General features: G+C 68.4%; 10 protein-coding genes. 5 read left to right on the forward strand and 5 right to left on the reverse strand.

What is annotated here, in order from left to right:
- The 3 genes from VFU06_15205 to VFU06_15215 form a co-directional block, all read left to right on the forward strand.
- A partial coding sequence (locus tag VFU06_15205) for a serine hydrolase (GenBank protein ID HEU5210741.1) occupies positions 1-2,319 on the forward strand: 2,319 nt, incomplete at its 5' end.
- 61 nt (positions 2,320-2,380) lie between these two features.
- Positions 2,381-4,084, forward strand: a complete 1,704-nt coding sequence (locus tag VFU06_15210; GenBank protein HEU5210742.1) for a D-aminoacylase — start codon at positions 2,381-2,383, stop codon at positions 4,082-4,084.
- 44 nt (positions 4,085-4,128) lie between these two features.
- Positions 4,129-5,676, forward strand: a complete 1,548-nt coding sequence (locus VFU06_15215; GenBank protein ID HEU5210743.1) for a serine hydrolase domain-containing protein — start codon at positions 4,129-4,131, stop codon at positions 5,674-5,676.
- Between the two features lie 41 nt (positions 5,677-5,717).
- Here the strand turns inward: VFU06_15215 and VFU06_15220 are convergent, their stop codons facing one another.
- The 5 genes from VFU06_15220 to VFU06_15240 form a co-directional block, all read right to left on the reverse strand.
- Positions 5,718-6,452: a GntR family transcriptional regulator gene (locus VFU06_15220; GenBank protein ID HEU5210744.1), complete on the reverse strand. Its 735-nt coding sequence runs from the start codon at positions 6,450-6,452 to the stop codon at positions 5,718-5,720.
- Between the two features lie 26 nt (positions 6,453-6,478).
- The gene (locus VFU06_15225; protein ID HEU5210745.1) at positions 6,479-7,864 is read right to left on the reverse strand and encodes an amino acid permease; all 1,386 of its coding nucleotides are present in this window, start codon (positions 7,862-7,864) and stop codon (positions 6,479-6,481) included.
- Entirely contained in the window at positions 7,861-8,997 is a 1,137-nt protein-coding gene (gene bla, locus VFU06_15230; GenBank protein HEU5210746.1) for a class A beta-lactamase, read from the reverse strand. The genes VFU06_15225 and bla overlap by 4 nt, the downstream gene beginning before the upstream one ends.
- A gap of 131 nt (positions 8,998-9,128) precedes the next feature.
- Entirely contained in the window at positions 9,129-10,253 is a 1,125-nt protein-coding gene (menC, locus tag VFU06_15235; protein HEU5210747.1) for an o-succinylbenzoate synthase, read from the reverse strand.
- Positions 10,250-11,224: a GNAT family N-acetyltransferase gene (locus tag VFU06_15240; protein ID HEU5210748.1), complete on the reverse strand. Its 975-nt coding sequence runs from the start codon at positions 11,222-11,224 to the stop codon at positions 10,250-10,252. The genes menC and VFU06_15240 overlap by 4 nt, the downstream gene beginning before the upstream one ends.
- A gap of 266 nt (positions 11,225-11,490) precedes the next feature.
- Here VFU06_15240 and VFU06_15245 point away from each other — a divergent pair, with 266 nt between their 5' ends.
- Positions 11,491-14,523: a SusC/RagA family TonB-linked outer membrane protein gene (locus tag VFU06_15245; protein HEU5210749.1), complete on the forward strand. Its 3,033-nt coding sequence runs from the start codon at positions 11,491-11,493 to the stop codon at positions 14,521-14,523.
- A 14-nt stretch (positions 14,524-14,537) separates the two neighbouring features.
- Positions 14,538-15,899, forward strand: a complete 1,362-nt coding sequence (locus VFU06_15250) for a RagB/SusD family nutrient uptake outer membrane protein (protein HEU5210750.1) — start codon at positions 14,538-14,540, stop codon at positions 15,897-15,899.
- The last annotated feature ends 235 nt before the right edge of the window (positions 15,900-16,134 follow it).

The raw sequence follows: 16,134 nt of genomic DNA on the forward strand, positions 1-16,134 counted from the left end.
GCTCCGCTGCTGCTGCTCGGCGGCTGCATCGCCGCGGCACCGGCCGACCAGGCGGTCGAGCCGGCGCAGGGCTACGAGGAGGTCGCCGCCGCACTGGAGCAGCTGATCCGGCACGAGATGGCGGACAAGGACCTGCCGGCGGTCTCGATCGCGCTGGTCGACGACCAGGAGGTCGTGTGGGCCCAGGGCTTCGGTGAAGCGCGACCGGACGGCACACCGGCGACGGCGGCAACGGTGCATCGCGTCGGCTCCGTTTCCAAGCTGTTCACCGACATCGGCATCATGCAGCTGGTCGAGCGTGGTGAGGTCGATCTCGACGCACCCGTGTCGCAGTACATCCCGGACTTCCAGCCGGACAACCGGAGCGGCACGCCGATCACGCTGCGCCACCTGATGTCGCACCGGTCGGGGCTGCAGCGCGAGCCGGCGGTGGGCAACTACTTCGAGGACACCGAGCCCACGCTCGCCGCCACCGTGCAGAGCCTGAGCGGGCGTCCGCTGGTGTATGCGCCGGGCGAGAAGTCGAAGTATTCGAACGCGGGCATCGGCGTCGTCGGCTACGTGCTGGAAACGCTCGGCGGCGAGCCCTTCGCGGACTACCTGCACCGCAGCGTGCTCGTACCGCTGGGGATGGGTGACGCGGCGTTCGAGATCACTCCGCACGTGGAGGAGAACCTGGCGACGTCGTACATGTGGACGTGGGACGGCCGCCGCTACGAGGCACCCGGCTTCCAGCTCGGCATGGCGCCGGCCGGCAGCATGTACGCGAGCGTGCTCGACCTAGGCCGCTTCATGAGTGCGCTGTTCGCCGGCGGCCGCGGCTCAGAGGGCCAGGTGCTGCAGGCGGAAACACTGGAAACGATGTGGACGCCGCAGTACGTGCCAGAGGGGCAGCGGACCGGCTTCGGCATCGGCTTCGCGATCGGTGAGCTGGACGGCCATCGCCGCATCGGCCATGGCGGCGCGATCTACGGCTTCGCTACCGATCTGGCGGCCCTGCCGGATGAGCGGCTCGGCGCGGCCGTCGTGATCACGCTCGACATCACCAACGCCGTGGCGGAGCGGATCAGTGACGCGGCGCTGCGGCTGATGCTGGCGGCGAAGAACGGCGAGCCGCTGCCGGAGATCCGGCTGCCGGACGCGATCGACCCGGCGCGCGCGAGTTCGCTGGCTGGGCACTACACCAGCGGGGGGCGGATCCTCGATCTCGTCGTACGCGGCGACGAGCTCGAGGTCCGCCAGCCCGCCCATTTCCGGCTGCGTGCGTTCGGTGACACGCTGGTCATCGACGACCGCGCCGCCTTCGGCACACGCATCCTGCCGATCGACGGCAACCGGCTCGTGCTCGGCAGCGACACGTTCACGCGCGCGCCTGAGCCTAGGCCTGCACCGGCGCCCGCAGCGTGGATGGGGCTGATCGGCGAGTACGGCTGGGACCACAACACGCTGTACATCTACGAGAACCGCGGCCAGCTGCACGCGCTGATCGAGTGGTTCTTCCCGTACGCGCTCGAGCAGGAGTCGGAGAACGTGTTCCGCTTCCCGCCGAACGGGCTGTACGACAACGAGCAGCTGATTTTCACGCGGGACGCGAACGGCAGGGCGACGAGCGTGGAGGCGGCCGGCGTCGTGTTCGAGCGGCGCGAGGTCGGGACGGAGGCCGGTGTCACGTTCCAGATCACGCCGCTGCGGCCGGTGGAGGAATTGCGCCGCGACGCGCTGGCGGCATCACCGCCGGAGGAGACCGGCGACTTCCTCGAGACGGACCTCGTCGAATTGCGCTCGCTGGATCCGTCGATCCGCTACGACATCCGCTACGCGACGACCAACAACTTCATGAATTCCGTCTTTTACACGGAGGCGAAAGCGTTCCTGCAGAGGCCGGCAGCGGAAGCGCTCGTGCGTGCGCACCGGTCCCTGCGCGAGCAGGGCTACGGGCTCTACATCCATGATGCCTACCGCCCGTGGTACGTGACCAGGATGTTCTGGGACGCGACGCCGGACGAGATGAGGCACTTCGTCGCCGATCCGTCGCAGGGCTCACGGCACAACCGCGGCGCCGCCGTCGATCTTACGCTGTATGATCTGCGGACCGGCCAGCCGGTGCAGACGGTCGGTGGCTACGACGAGTTCTCGCCGCGCTCGTACCCGGACTACCCGGGCGGCACGAGCGAGCAGCGCTGGTATCGCGAGCTGCTGCGCAGCGCCATGGAAGCACAGGGTTTCGACGTCTACGAGTTCGAGTGGTGGCATTTCGACTACGGCGACTGGCGGCGCTACCGGATCGGCAACCAGACCTTCGAAGAGATCGGGCAGTAGCGGCAACCCGGCCGTGAGCACAGTGGCTCACGGCCAGATCGGTTCTTATGGAGGGAGACTCATGAAGAAAACGCTCGCGGCGACACTGCTGCTGCTCGCGGGATGTGCGTCCGCCGGCGGCCCCGGCGCGGCACGCGACGGGGCATACGACGTCGTCATCCTGAACGGCCGCATCGTGGACGGGACCGGTGCCGCGTGGTACTACGGCGACATCGGCGTGCGCGGCGACCGCATCGCGCAGATCGCGCCGCGCGGCGCACTCGCGTCCGCCAGTGCGGGCGAGCGCATCGACGCGAACGGCCTGGTGGTCGCACCCGGCTTCATCGACATCCAGAGCCACTCGCGTGGCAATTTCCTGGACGACGGCGACGGCCGCGTGGTCAGCAAGATCACGCAGGGCGTCACGACCGAGATCATGGGCGAGGGCTCGACCAACGCGATCGTGAACACGAGCGTGCTCGGGACGGACGACACGGCGGACCCTGGCGTACGGCAGCGGCTCGAGGAGTTCGGCGGCCCGCGCGGCTTCGACAACTGGCTGCGCGCAATGGAGACCCACGGTGCGGCAGTGAACGTCGGCGCGTTCCTGGGCGGCGACAACGTGCGCTCCTACGCGATGGGCATGCGCCAGGGCACACCGAACGCCGCCGAGCTGGACAGCATGCGCAAGGTCGTGCGCTGGGCGATGGAGGGCGGCGCGTTCGGCATTGCGACGGCGCTGATCTACCCGCCGGCGAACTTCGCGACGACCGAGGAGCTGGTCGAGGCCGCAAAGGCGATGGCGCCGTACGGCGGGCTCTACATCACGCACATGCGCTCCGAAGCCGACAAGCTGCTGGAAGCGATCGACGAGGCGATCCGCATCGGTGCGGAAGGCGGTGTGCCCGTCGAGATCTTCCATCTCAAGGCCGCGGGCGTGCGCAACTTCCACAAGGCAGCACTCGCGATCGAGAAGATCGACTCCGCGCGCGCGGCCGGGCTGGATGTCCAGGCGGACATGTACCCCTACACGGCCGGCGGGACCGGGCTGACGGCCTGCTTCCCGCCCTGGTCCGCCGCCGACGGCAAGCTGTTCGACAACCTGGCCGACGCGCAGATGCGCGCACGCATGCGCGCCGAGATCGAGAACCAGACCGAGGACTGGGAGAACCTGTGCGCGCTGTCCACGCCGGAGAACGTGCTGATCCTCGGCGTGAACCAGCCGCAGAACGCGCAGTACGCGGGTATGCGGCTGAGCCAGATCGCCGAGGCAGAGGGCAAGGACTGGATCGAGACGGCGTTCGACCTGGTGCTGTCCGAGCGCCAGCGCGTCGGCACGATCTACTTCATGATGGACGAGGCCAACGTGCGGCTGCAGCTCCAGCAGCCCTGGATCAAGTTCGGCACGGACGCCGGCGGGCCGGACCCGGAAACCGCACGCGGCCTTACGCACCCGCGCGCGTACGGCACCTTCCCGCGCATCCTGGGCCGCTACGTCCGCGAGCAGCAGGTGATCCCGCTCGAGGACGCGATCCGCAAGATGACGTCGGCAGTCACGACCCGGCTCGGCATCCAGGAGCGTGGGGTGCTGCGCGAGGGGATGTTCGCGGACATCACGATCTTCGATCCGGCAACGATCATCGACGTCGCGACCTACGAGGAGCCGCACCAGGTCTCGCGCGGCGTGCAGCACGTCCTGGTGAACGGCGTGCCGGTCGTGCGTGACGCGCGGCTCACCGGCGCGCTGCCGGGACGGGCACTGCGGGGACCGGGGTACCGGCCATGAGGGCGGGAGTGCGAGTGCGCCATCTGGTTGTTTCGCGGCTCATGATGAGACCGCCCCACCGCTGTCGTTCCTCAGCGCGAGCGCTGGCGCTAGCGCTCGCGCTAGGGTTTTCCTCCGGAAGCGTCCTTGCACAGCAGACACCTGCCCGGTTCGCCGACGCCCGCGCACTGATCGAGCGCGCGATGCAGGAGGACAGCCTGCCCTCGGTCACGGTTGCCGTTGCACAGGACGGCAGGGTGCTCTGGGCGCAGGGCTTCGGCCACGCCGACCTCGAGCGCCGCATTCCCGCGACGCCGGAGACGATGTACTCGCTCGCGTCGATCTCCAAGCCGATCACGGCCACGGCGCTCATGCGGCTGGTCGACGCGGGCCGGGTCGATCTCGATCGTCCTGCGAATGCGTATCTCGGTGACGCGCGCATCCACAGCGACGTGTGGTCGGCGGACGGTGCTACGGTGCAACGCGTGCTCAGCCACTCCGCCGGGCTGCCGCTGCACTATGAGTTCTTCTACGAGGGCGAGTCGCACGAGCCGCGTTCGACGGACGACGGCATCGCGCGGTACGCTGTGCTCGTGGCACCGCCGGGAGAGCAGTACCAGTACTCGAATCTCGGGTACGGCGTCCTCGATCGCATCCTCGAGCTGCAGCACGGACGCTCGTATGCCGAGGTGCTGCGCACGGAGGTGATCGAACCGCTGGGCATGACGCAGACGCGGGTCGGCACCGGCGCCGGCCTGGGCGACGCCGCGGCCGTGCGCTATGGCCCCGACAACACGCCGGTCCCGTACTACGACTTCGATCACCGCGGCGGCTCGGCGGTGTATTCGAGCGCGCTCGACCTGGTGCGCTTCGGCAACTACCACATGGGCCTGCGGAAGGATGTCCGCGTGCCCCTGCTGCGCGATGGGACTCGCCTGCTGATGCAGCAGCCGGTCTCGGCAGGCGCGACGACGGACGGGTACGGGCTGGGCTGGTCGATCGTCGCCGACGACAACGGCCACCGGCGCGTTGCTCACACGGGCGGCATGCCGGGCGTGTCGACCGTGCTGCACATGTACCCGGACGACAACGTCGTGGTGGTGGTGCTGACCAACCGGAGCAACGGCTGGACGGGTCGGATCGCAGCGGAGCTGGCGGCCGCTGTGCTGCCGGACTACCGGGTGCGCCTGCGCGAGCGGCAGGCCGCCGCGGAGGCGGAGCGAAACACCGCCGCTCGCGGCAACGGCAACAGGGGGTACGCGGTCAGCCTGCCTGCGGCCCTGCGCGGCCGCTGGAGCGGTGTCGTACGCACGCCCGATGATACGGTGACGCTCACGCTGGACGTGCGCGACCATGGCGACGTGCACGTGCGCCTCGGCGATGCGCTCGAGACCGTCCTGAACGACGCCCAGGCACCGGAGCCGGACCGGCTGATCGGGCGCTTCGGTGGGACGCTGCCGGACGAGCACGCGGAACGCCACCCGCACAGCATTCTCGTGAACCTGGTGTTGCGGGACGGCAGGCTGGTGGGGCAGGCCTCGGCGCAGACGACCGGGTGGCCGTACTGGTTCGCGCTGACGTCGTTCGTGGAGCTGGAGCGGGTAGCGAAGTAATTCGTGGCGCTGGAGCGGGTCGCGAACTGGTTCGCGCCCCGCTACCAGGTTCCCCGCTCGCCGAGCCTCGCGATCACCTCGCTCAGTCGCTCGGCTGCATTGCGCCAGTTGACGAGGACAGCCTTCTCGGTGTGCTCCGCATCACCCTTGCGGATCCCTTCCACGATGACGCCGTGCTCGTCGATCGAGCGGTCGATCCGGTCGACGAGCGCGCTGATGTAGAGGCGCACGTAGCGCTCCGCCTGCGGCTTGACCACGTCGTGCAGCGCGAGCAGCCGTGGCCCGGAGCCGGCCTCGACGTAGCCGCGGTGGAAGGCCGTGTCCAGGTCGAACACCTCGTTCTGGTCGGGACGCGGCGCCTCGGTCGCACGCTGCAGCGCAGCATTGACCTCGGTGATGTCCGTGGCGACACGCACGCGCTGCGGCATCGGCAGCAGTGCGGCGCGCCGCGCGGCGGCCGCCTCGACGAAGCCGACGATCTCGAACAGCTCCTGTGCGTCCTCCATCGTGAGCGGCGCGACCGTCATCCGGGCGTGCTTGCCGCCGGGCGGCACCACGACGTAGCGCTCCTGCTGCAGCCGCTGCAGCGCACTCCGCACCGGTGTGCGGCTGGTGCCGAGTCGCGTCGCGATCTCCTGCTCGACCAGGCGTGCGCCCGGCGCGAGCTGGCCGCGCACGATCAGGTCGCGCAGCCGCTCGTAGACGAGCGCCGTGGGTCCGTCGGGATGATTGGTGCCCGCGCTGCGCTTGGTGCGCGTGCTGCGCGCCTGCTTCACCGCCCCCTCACTTTCGCGGCCGTGGATCAGCCGGCCGAGGATCGGTTCTCGTGGACTACGGCCGGCGGGTTCGATCCCGGTGTACGGGACCGCCAGACAAGGTATGCGGGAACGCCCGTCAGGACCACGCCGATGCCCAGCAGCGCCCTGCCGGTCTGCGTGAACACCGCGTTCAGCACGATGGCCGAGGACGCCGCCACGAAGAGCAGCGGCGTCAGCGGGTAGCCGGGCACGCGGAAGGGCCGCGGCGCGTCCGGGTTGCGGCGGCGGAACACGAAGATGGTCGCAGCCCCGAGCGCGTAGAAGATCCAGCCCGTGAACACGACGTAGGTCAGGAGCTGCTCGAAGGTGCCGGACACCGCCAGCAGCATGGCCCACAGGCAGGTCGCCACCACCGCGAACGCCGGTGTCCCGAACTTCGGGTGGATCTCCGCCAGCTTGCGGAAGAAGACGCCGTCGCGCGCCATGGCGAAGAATACCCGTGGCGCCGTGAGCACGATGCCGTTGGCAGCACTGAACATCGAGACGAGCACGGCCACGGTGATCACCTTTGCTGCGCCGCTGCCGAGTGCGACTGCCGCGGCGGTGGCGGCGATGCTGTCGCTCTGCGCCGCACGCTCCGGGCCGAGGGCAGCGACGTAGCCGATGTTGGCGATGCAGTAGATCGCGATCAGGACCACGGTGCCGATCGTAATGCCGAGCGGGAAGGCCCGCTGCGGGTTGATCGTCTCACCCGCCGAGAAGGTCACGTACTGCCACCCCTCGTACGCCCACAGCACGGCGATCACCGCGATGCCGGCCGCAGCCAGCAGGGACGTGGATGCGACGTCGCCTGCGGCGCCCGCTGCGGGGGCGGCCCCAGCGGCCGCCGTCACCGCGTCGGGATCCCCGAATACGATCAGTGCAAAGCTGAGCAGCACGATGGCGCTCACCTTGAACGCTGTCATCCACGTCTGCACGGACGTGCTGCTGCGCGTCCCGTAGACGTTGATGCACATCACGGCGAAGATCAGCGCGAGCGCCGCAAATGTGGACATGCCTCTCGACAGCGGGACCAGCTGGCCGAGATAGCCGGTCGCCGCCACGGCGAGGGTGGCGACCGAGCCGCTGGCAATGACGAGGAACAGCGTCCAGCCGTAGAGGAATGCGAGCAGGCGGCCGAAGCCGTCGCGCATGTACACGTACAGCCCGCCGGCCTCCGGCTGCATCGCGCCCAGCTCGCCGTAGGTCAGTGCGCCCAGCAGCGACAGCACCCCTGCGATGATCCAGACGGCCAGCGCGACGAGCGGGTCGCCGCCCGTCTGCCGCAGGACCGTAGCGGGCACGATGAAGATGCCCGAGCCGATGACCGTGCCGACACAGATGACGGCCAGGTCGCGGGTACGAAGCGTACGCTCGAGCTTCTCGGTCATGAGCCCTGCCGTTGCTGCAGCGTGTGCGTGGATGCCTGTGGCTGGAAGAGGAAGTAATCGTAGATCGCGCGCGAGACCTCCGCAATCGTGTGCTCACGCCGCTCCACCGGGGCGGGAGACCCCTTCACGAACACGGCAATCGCGACGCGCCCCGCGTCGCCCGGCAGCGTGATCACACCGACGTCGTTCGTCGTGCCGCCGATCGTACCCGTCTTGTGCGCAACCGACACGTGCTCGGGGAGGTGGCCCATGATGCGCGCGCCGCCCGTGGTGCTGCGCGTCATGATGTCCAGCAGCAGTGCGCTCGATGCGGCGCTCAGTGCCTTGCCCTCGACCACACGCGCAAGCAGCGCGACCATGCCGGCGGGCGTGGACGTGTCGCGTGGATCGTCGTCGAATGCCGCGGTCGCGGAATCGCGCACCGCGCGCGGCGTGGCGCGGGCAAGCCGCCGGTACTCGTCGATCGAGACGTCGTAGTCCTCCGGAATCCCGCGTACACCCGCCCAGTCCGCGATCAGGCCGACCGTCGGGCGGTCCACGCGCACGCCCTGCACGCCGAGCGCGGCAAGCCGCGCGTTCACCGCGTCCGACCCGCCGACCTCGCGCAGCAGCACGTCCGTCGCGCTGTTGTCACTGATCAGCAGCATCAGCTCGAGCAGGTTGCGCACCGAGAGGCTGACGCCGGGATCGTCGAACAGCTCGGTCAGCACTCCGCTGCCGGGATGCAGGTCGCCGGGCTGCAGCGTGATCATGGAGTCGAGGCGCATGCGCCCGCCGTCCACCAGCGTGAGCAGCTGCACCGCGATCGGCACCTTGAACGTGCTCGCCATCGGGAAGGGCTCGTCCCCGTTCAGGTAGACGGCGCGTCCGCTCTCCAGGTGCAGTGCACCGACGCCGAGCTCACCGTTCAGGTCTGCGGCAATGCGCTCGACCTCTGCCGCCAGCCGCGTGAGGTTCGGGTCCTGCCCCTGCGTCACGGCCTGCGCATGGACAACCTGCGGCGCGGCCAGCAGGGCCCATGCGAGCGCGCAACGCGCGAACAGCCCCGTGCGTTGATGCGACAGCCCGGCCGGCAGCACGGCGACGGCGGCGCGATGCGGGGGAGAAGAGGATGCAACAGCGTCGTGTGGCATGGTGCCCTCGCAGTGCTGCGCGGCGCGAACCGGCACGCCGCGCGGTGAGATCGTGATTGTGGATGCAGTCAGCGACTGCGCGCGCGGTGTTGCTGCAGTGCGGGCGCCCGTGGAGGCAGGCGCCCGCAAAGTCACGCTGCCGTCAATTCCTCGCAGCGGACAGTCAGGTCGGAGATGCGATTCTCGTCCACTTCCACGCCCAGGCCCGGCTTCTCCCGCGGCACGTTCACCATGCCGTCGGCGTCCATGGTCCACTCGGGCGTCACGATGTCACGCTCCCAGTAACGCGCGCTCGGCGACAAATCGCCGGGCAGCGTGAAGCCGGGCAGCGAGGCGAGAGCGACGTTGTACGCGCGGCCGACACCGCTCTCCAGCATGCCGCCGCACCAGACCGGGACGTCGTTGGCCCGCGCCATGTCGTGGATCGCGAGCGACGAGGTGAACCCGCCGACCCGCCCCGGCTTGATGTTCACGATCCGGCCGCTGCCCAGCCGCAGCATGTCCTCGAGCCGGTTCACCGACGTGATCGATTCGTCCAGGCAGAGCGGCGTGCGCAGGCGACGCTGCAGCTCCGCGTGCCGGACCAGGTCCTCCGATTCCAGCGGCTGCTCGATCATCATCAGGTCGAAGTCGTCCAGCTGTGCAAGCAGTCCCGCGTCGTCCAGTGTATACGCGTTGTTCGCATCGACCATCAGCTCCGCATCGGGCAGCGCCTCGCGTACCGCCGCGACGAATGCGATCTCGCGGCCGGGCTCGATCTTCAGCTTGATCTTGCGGTAGCCGGCGGCCGCGGCGGCAGACGCGCGCTGGACCAGCGCGTCCGGCGTCGCCTGGATGCCGAGTGACACCCCGACCGGTATGCGCGTGCTCGTGCCGCCCAGCAGCTGCGCGAGCGGAACCCTCTCCTGCTCCGCCAGCACACCCCACAGGCCCATCTCCAGCGCCGCCTTCGCCATGCGATGACCGCGCACGTCCGTCTCCATGCGCGCATGCGCATCCGCCGGGCTCTCCAGCGCTTCGCCCAGCAGCCGCGGCGCGAGCCACGAGCGCAGTGCCAGCCACGCCGTGTCGATCGTTTCCGGGCTGTAGTTCGGGTTCTCGCCCGCCACACACTCCGACCACGCGCGCACGCCCTCCGCGGTGTGCAGCTCGAGAAGCAGGATGCGGCGCTCCTTCACCTCGCCCGATGAAATGCGGAACGGCTCCTTCAGCGGAAGCCGGATCTCGCGCAGTACCACTTTCTCCAGCCGGATCACGCCTCGCCCTCCCCTTCCCGCCGTTCCAGGATGTACGCACACGACGCCGTGCCCGGCACGAACGCCGCCACACGATACCCGTCGCCCAGCGTCCGCGCGAATGCTTCCCGCGTGCGCGCCCGCCACGCACGCGCATCACTCACGTCCATGGATTCGACGTCGCGCGGAATCTCGATCCGAAGCACGCCGCTTCCCGCGAACGACGGATCTTCCGCCGACGGCGCAAGCCGCCACGTCTCCGGCAGCTGCGCCAGACCCCGCGGCCGGGCGCCGTCCGAGACTGGCCAGCTCACGATGAAGCGGTCAGTGCCGAACGCATGCAGCGCACTCCCCGTGTCGCCGTACATCTCGGGGACGTACGACTCCACCCGCGCACCCAGGCGGTTCAGGTTCAGGTGCGCGTTGCGCGCGACCAGCGGATCGAATGTCCACTCCATCCGCTCCACACCCAGGTCCTGCAACAGCGCGCGCTGGTACTCCTTGAGCCGTCGACCCACCCCGTGATTGCGGTACTCCGGCAGAACCGCCAGCATGTGCGACCAGTGTACGAGCCGCCCCTCACGCACGCCCGTCAGACCGTACACGAAGCCGACCAGGCGTTCACCCACGAACGCGCCGGCGCTCACGCCGCCCACGATCTGACTCACCTTCAGGATCGACGCCGGCACGCAGTCGTCGTACGTCGCACCCCAGGTGGCACGCTGCAGCGCCACGCACGCCTCCAGCTCGGCGCGTTTCGCCAGGGCACGCAGCTCGATTTCTTCGGACCCGGCCGGCGCGGCGCCGATCAGGGATGCCTGCGCTGCGGCGGTGCCGGAGGCAGTGTTCGCGATGCTCGACGCTGCGTTCGCCGGCGTGCCCGGCGGTGCGCTGGCGACGGTGCCCGGCGAAGCGTTCGTGGCGGTGCCCGGCGTTGCGTTCGTGGCACTTTTCGGCGTGGCCGTTCCATCTGTCGCCTGGTTCGATCGCATGGCCCCTCGTGGTTCCGCGCACCTCATCCAAAGTGCGATACAATAAGGTATACAATGCGGGGCGGATGCGCCATGCCGTTGCGTCAGGACGACGTTGCGATTGGGTCAGCAGAAGCGCATTTTCGTTGCCACAACCGCGCAGTTGGGCGTAGCCGCATCGGCGCGGGACACGTTCGGGCATCCCCCGCCCGGGCTTCCATGGAGGCACGCGTCCGCGCAAGCGCGTGCCAAAGACCCTACCAGATTGGCTCCGAGGAGGAGACCCAATGAGCAGACTCCGTAAACTTGCGGGCTTTGCGCTCGCAATCGCGGCGACGATCGGCCTGCAGGTCGATTTTGCCGCGGCCCAGGACACCGGCACGATCCGCGGTCGCGTCCAGGAAGCGGCGACGGCGCGACCGCTGAGCGGGGCGCAGGTCTACATCCCGGAGCTGGACCGTGGCGGGCTGGCGAATGCGTCGGGCGAGTTCCTGCTGCCGAACATTCCGGCGGGCACGTACACGGTCACCGCGGAGATGATCGGGTACAGCCGGGGCGAAGCCCAGGTTACGGTCACGGCGGGCGAGGTCGCAATCACGAGCATCCAGCTGTCGCAGCAGGCGATTTCGATCGACGAGATCGTGGTGACGGGGACGGCGGGAGCGGTGTCGAAGCGGACGATCGGCAACTCGATCGCGACCGTGGACGCCGCGGCGATGACGGAGCGGACGGCGATCAGCACGCTGACGGAGCTGCTGCAGGCGAAGACGCCGGGTCTCACACTGCTGCCGAACTCGGGCACGATGGGCACCGCGGCCGACATGCGGATCCGCGGCGCCGGCTCGCTGATCAACAACTCGCCGGTGATCTACGTCGACGGTGTACGGTTCAATGACGGCGGCATCGGTACGTTCACGCCGTCGGGCGCCGGCGCGACGGCGTTCAGTGGTCAGACGACGTCGGCGCTGGCGAACCTGAACCCGAACGACATCGAGTCGATCGAGGTGATCAAGGGGCCTGCCGCGGCGACGCTGTACGGCGCCGAGGCGGCGAACGGCGTGATCCAGATCATCACGAAGAAGGGCAGCGTCGGCCAGCAGTCGCTGCAGTGGAACGCGCGCTTCGAGTATGGCGCCAACGACTGGGACCTCGAGATCCCCGACAACTACACGGTATGCAACGAGGCGAAGATCGCAGCTCCGGGCACGTGGCCGGGCTGTCAGGGCGTGACGCCCGGTACGATTCTGCGCGGCAACCCGCTGCGGGATGATCCTGCCGCTCTGCGCTCCGGCATGGTGCGCAAGCAGGCGCTGTCGCTGCGCGGCGGCGGCGAGGCGTACTCGTTCTACATCGCGGGCGAGAACGTGGACGAGGAGGGCGTCTTCTTCAACAACTCCGACGAGCGTCGCTCGATCCGCGCGAATTTCTCGCTGCAGCCGTCGGACGTTCTCGACTTTACGGTGACCAGCAGCTACAACCGCGGCATGCTGCGCCTGCCGGTCGGCGACGAGGCGGCGCAGGGCATGCTGCTGAGCGCGTTCCGCGGCCGTCCCGGCCGCATCACGGGCGACTCGCTGAATGCGGGCTGGGCAACCACGCGCGCCGAGCAGGCGAACAGCTACGACAACAGCACGAAGTCGGACCACCTGACGCTCGGCGCGACGGCGAATTACCGACCGTTCGGCTGGCTGACCAACCGGGTGACGGTCGGTCTCGACTACACGTCGAGCCTCGCGCAGATCCTGTCGCTGCCGGGCTCGACGGACGCGGATTACGCCGGTACCCCCGATGGGTTCGTGGCTCAGCGCGTTCCCCGTACGTACATCTACACGGTCGACTACGTCGGCAACGCGAACTTCGATCTGAACGAGGACGTGTCGTCGACGACGTCGGTCGGGTTCCAGTACAACTACCGTCACTTCGAGTCGATCTACGCCTCCGGCACCGGCCTCGCCGCGGAGCCGCTCACGCAAATCGATCTCGCACAGCTCACGCGCGGCTCGAACTCGTACAGCGACGCCAAGTCGCTCGGCCTCTTCCTCCAGGAGCAGATCGGCTGGAAGAATCGCCTGTTCGTGACCGGCGCGGTCCGCATGGACAACAGCTCGGTGTTCGGTGACGACATCGAGCAGATTTTCTACCCGAAGGCGCAGGTCTCCTACGTGATGTCGGAGGAGCCGACGTTCTCGAACTTCTTCGATCGCATCCGGGTGAACGAGTTCCGCCTGCGCGGCGCATGGGGCCAGGCCGGTCAGGCGCCGCCGCCGTACGTCGCGACGCAGACCTACACCGCGGGTCGTGTGGTGCTCGGGGAGAGCGTCGGCTCGTTCCTGCGCACGCTCGCCTACGGTAACCCGGACCTCGAGCCGGAGCGCGGCAGCGAGCTCGAGCTCGGTTTCGACCTCAGCGCGTTCGACAACCGGCTCGGCCTCGAGCTGACGTACTACAACAAGACGATGGACGACGTCCTGATCACGCGTCCGATCCCCGCCTCCACGGGCTGGGTCTCGTCGCGCTACGTCAACCTCGGCAAGACGAAGAACACGGGCTTCGAGGTGCTGCTGAGCGGGTCGATCCTCGAGACACCGCGCTTCGCCTGGACGTCGGACCTGAGCATCGCCACGAACTCGAACGAGCTGGTCAGCTTCGGCGACCCGTCGCTCGAGGTTCTCAGCGTGAGCGGCGCCTCCTACTCGCCTGGCTACCAGCAGCATCGCCCGGGCTATCCGCTGGCCGGCTTCTGGGTGCCCAGCGTGCAGCGCAACGCCGACGGCACGCCGGTGATGAACGGTGCGGCTGTCGCACTGACGGAAGCACGGTTCCAGGGCCCTGCAGTGCCGACCAAGGAGATCAGCTTCTCGAACACCTTCACGCTCTTCCGCGATTTCCAGGTGTTCGCGCTCTTCGACTACAAGGGCGGCCACAAGGTGTTCAACTACAAGGAGTACAACCGCTGCCGCTTCCAGGATAACTGCGCGCGGATGGCGGATCCGTCCAACGTCGATCCCGTCACGGGCGAAGTGCTGAACCCGGAGGTTTACGTGTGGAGGCAGGTGCCCTACGCGTACCTCGAGGACGGCGACTTCATCAAGCTGCGCGACCTGTCGCTCACGTACTCGCTGCCGCAGAACCTGGTGCAGCGCGTCGGCGCGAATGCCGCGAGCATCACGCTCGCCGGGCATAACCTGGCGCTCTGGAGCGACTACTCCGGACTCGACCCCGAGGTCAACGGCTACGGCAACCGCTCCTTCGTCCGCGCGGACGTGTACGCGGTGCCGATGATCCGTCGCATGACCATGTCGGTCAACCTCAGCTTCTGACAGGGACAACTGTGATGCGACTCAACAATAGAATCCGTGGCCGCCTCGGGGTGCTGGCCATCGCGGCTGTGGCGCTGGCCGGCTGCGACGACCTGCTCTCGGTCGAGAATCCCGGGGCCATCGAGCCCGAAGAGCTGACCAATCCGCAGTACACGCAGCTCATGGTGAACGGCGTGATCGGGGAGTTCCAGAACTTCTTCGCGTACACGTCGATGTACAGCTCGGCGTTCACCGATGAGTTCCGGAATCACCACGTCTACTTCGAGAACCGTGACATCGACATGCGCGACGTGGGCACGTCGAACGGCACGTACGTGATCTATGTCTGGAACACGATGCACCGCTCGCGCTTCATGTCGGACTCGATCGCGAGCCGCCTGACGACGCTGCTCGCCGATTCGGCCAGCTCCGACCTGCGCCTGGCGCGCGTGTACGCATACGGCGGCCTCACGTACACCTTCATGGGTGAGAACCTGTGCGAGGTGCCGATCAACATGGGGCCCGGCAACTCGCCCCAGCAGGTGTTCGACATGGCGCTACCGCGGTTCGAAAACGCACTTGCGATCGCCACGGCCGGCCGACAGGTCGGCGTGCAGCGTGCCAATGAGGGAATGATTGCATCGGCAGACTCGCTGATCGCCCTGGCTCATGTCGGCGCCGCACGGGCCGCACTGAACAACGGCGATTTCGCCACTGCCATCGCGCACGCAGAGGCGGTGAGCCCCGCGTACGTGAGCCCGGAGGACGAGGGCTTCACGTTCTGGGCATCATTCGAGGAGAACGTGTTCAACCTCCCGATGTGGCAGGCCATCGCGACCGAGGCAGGCGGTGGCAACCGCTGGCTGTCCGTGCTCTACACGCCGTTCGACAGCCTGCAGGATCCGCGCATCCCGCTCGTCCAGAAGACGATCATGAACGCGGAGCTGACCCAGGAGGGCGGACCGCTCGTCCCGAACGCACCGTCGTCGTACAGCACGCATGACGGCACCGTTGAGGGGGCCGACGTCACCCGCTCCACCGACGTTCGTATCGCCTCCGCACTCGAGGCGCGCTACATCATCGCCGAGGCCGAGGGCCTGAACGCCGAGAACCTCGCGTTCCTGAACGAGCGCCGCGCAATCGGCAACAAAGACCCGCTCGTTGCACCTTCGGCGGACGAGTACATGGCTGCACTCCGCACGGAGCGCTCGATCGAGTTCTTCGCCGATGGCCACCGCCTCGGCGACCTCCGTCGCTACGACAGCCTGTATCCCAACCGGACCGACAACACCTGGCAGACCGGCCCCTACCCGGGCAGCACCACGGGCGAGGTGTACGGTACCCAGACGTGCTGGCCGGTCCCGCTCAGTGAGCTGGAGGGCAACCCGAACTACTGAGTCGGGCAGGGCGCGGCAGCCCACATCATCGCTGACCGTCTCCCTGGGAGCGCAGACCGGGCCGGCCCGAAAGGGCCGGCCCGGTTCGTTTTTCACAGCGACGCATGTCGCTGCGTTGCCGGGTCCGGTTGGGCATGATGTATCCGCTTCAGCGCGCTATGGCTGACTCGGACTCGTCGTTGTTTCCGCGGCCGACGTGATCGGTTTCGAGCCTTCAAGGACTGCGGGCCGGGCG

It is taken from the genome of Longimicrobiales bacterium, assembly GCA_035764935.1.
Lineage (GTDB): Bacteria > Gemmatimonadota > Gemmatimonadetes > Longimicrobiales > RSA9 > DASTYK01.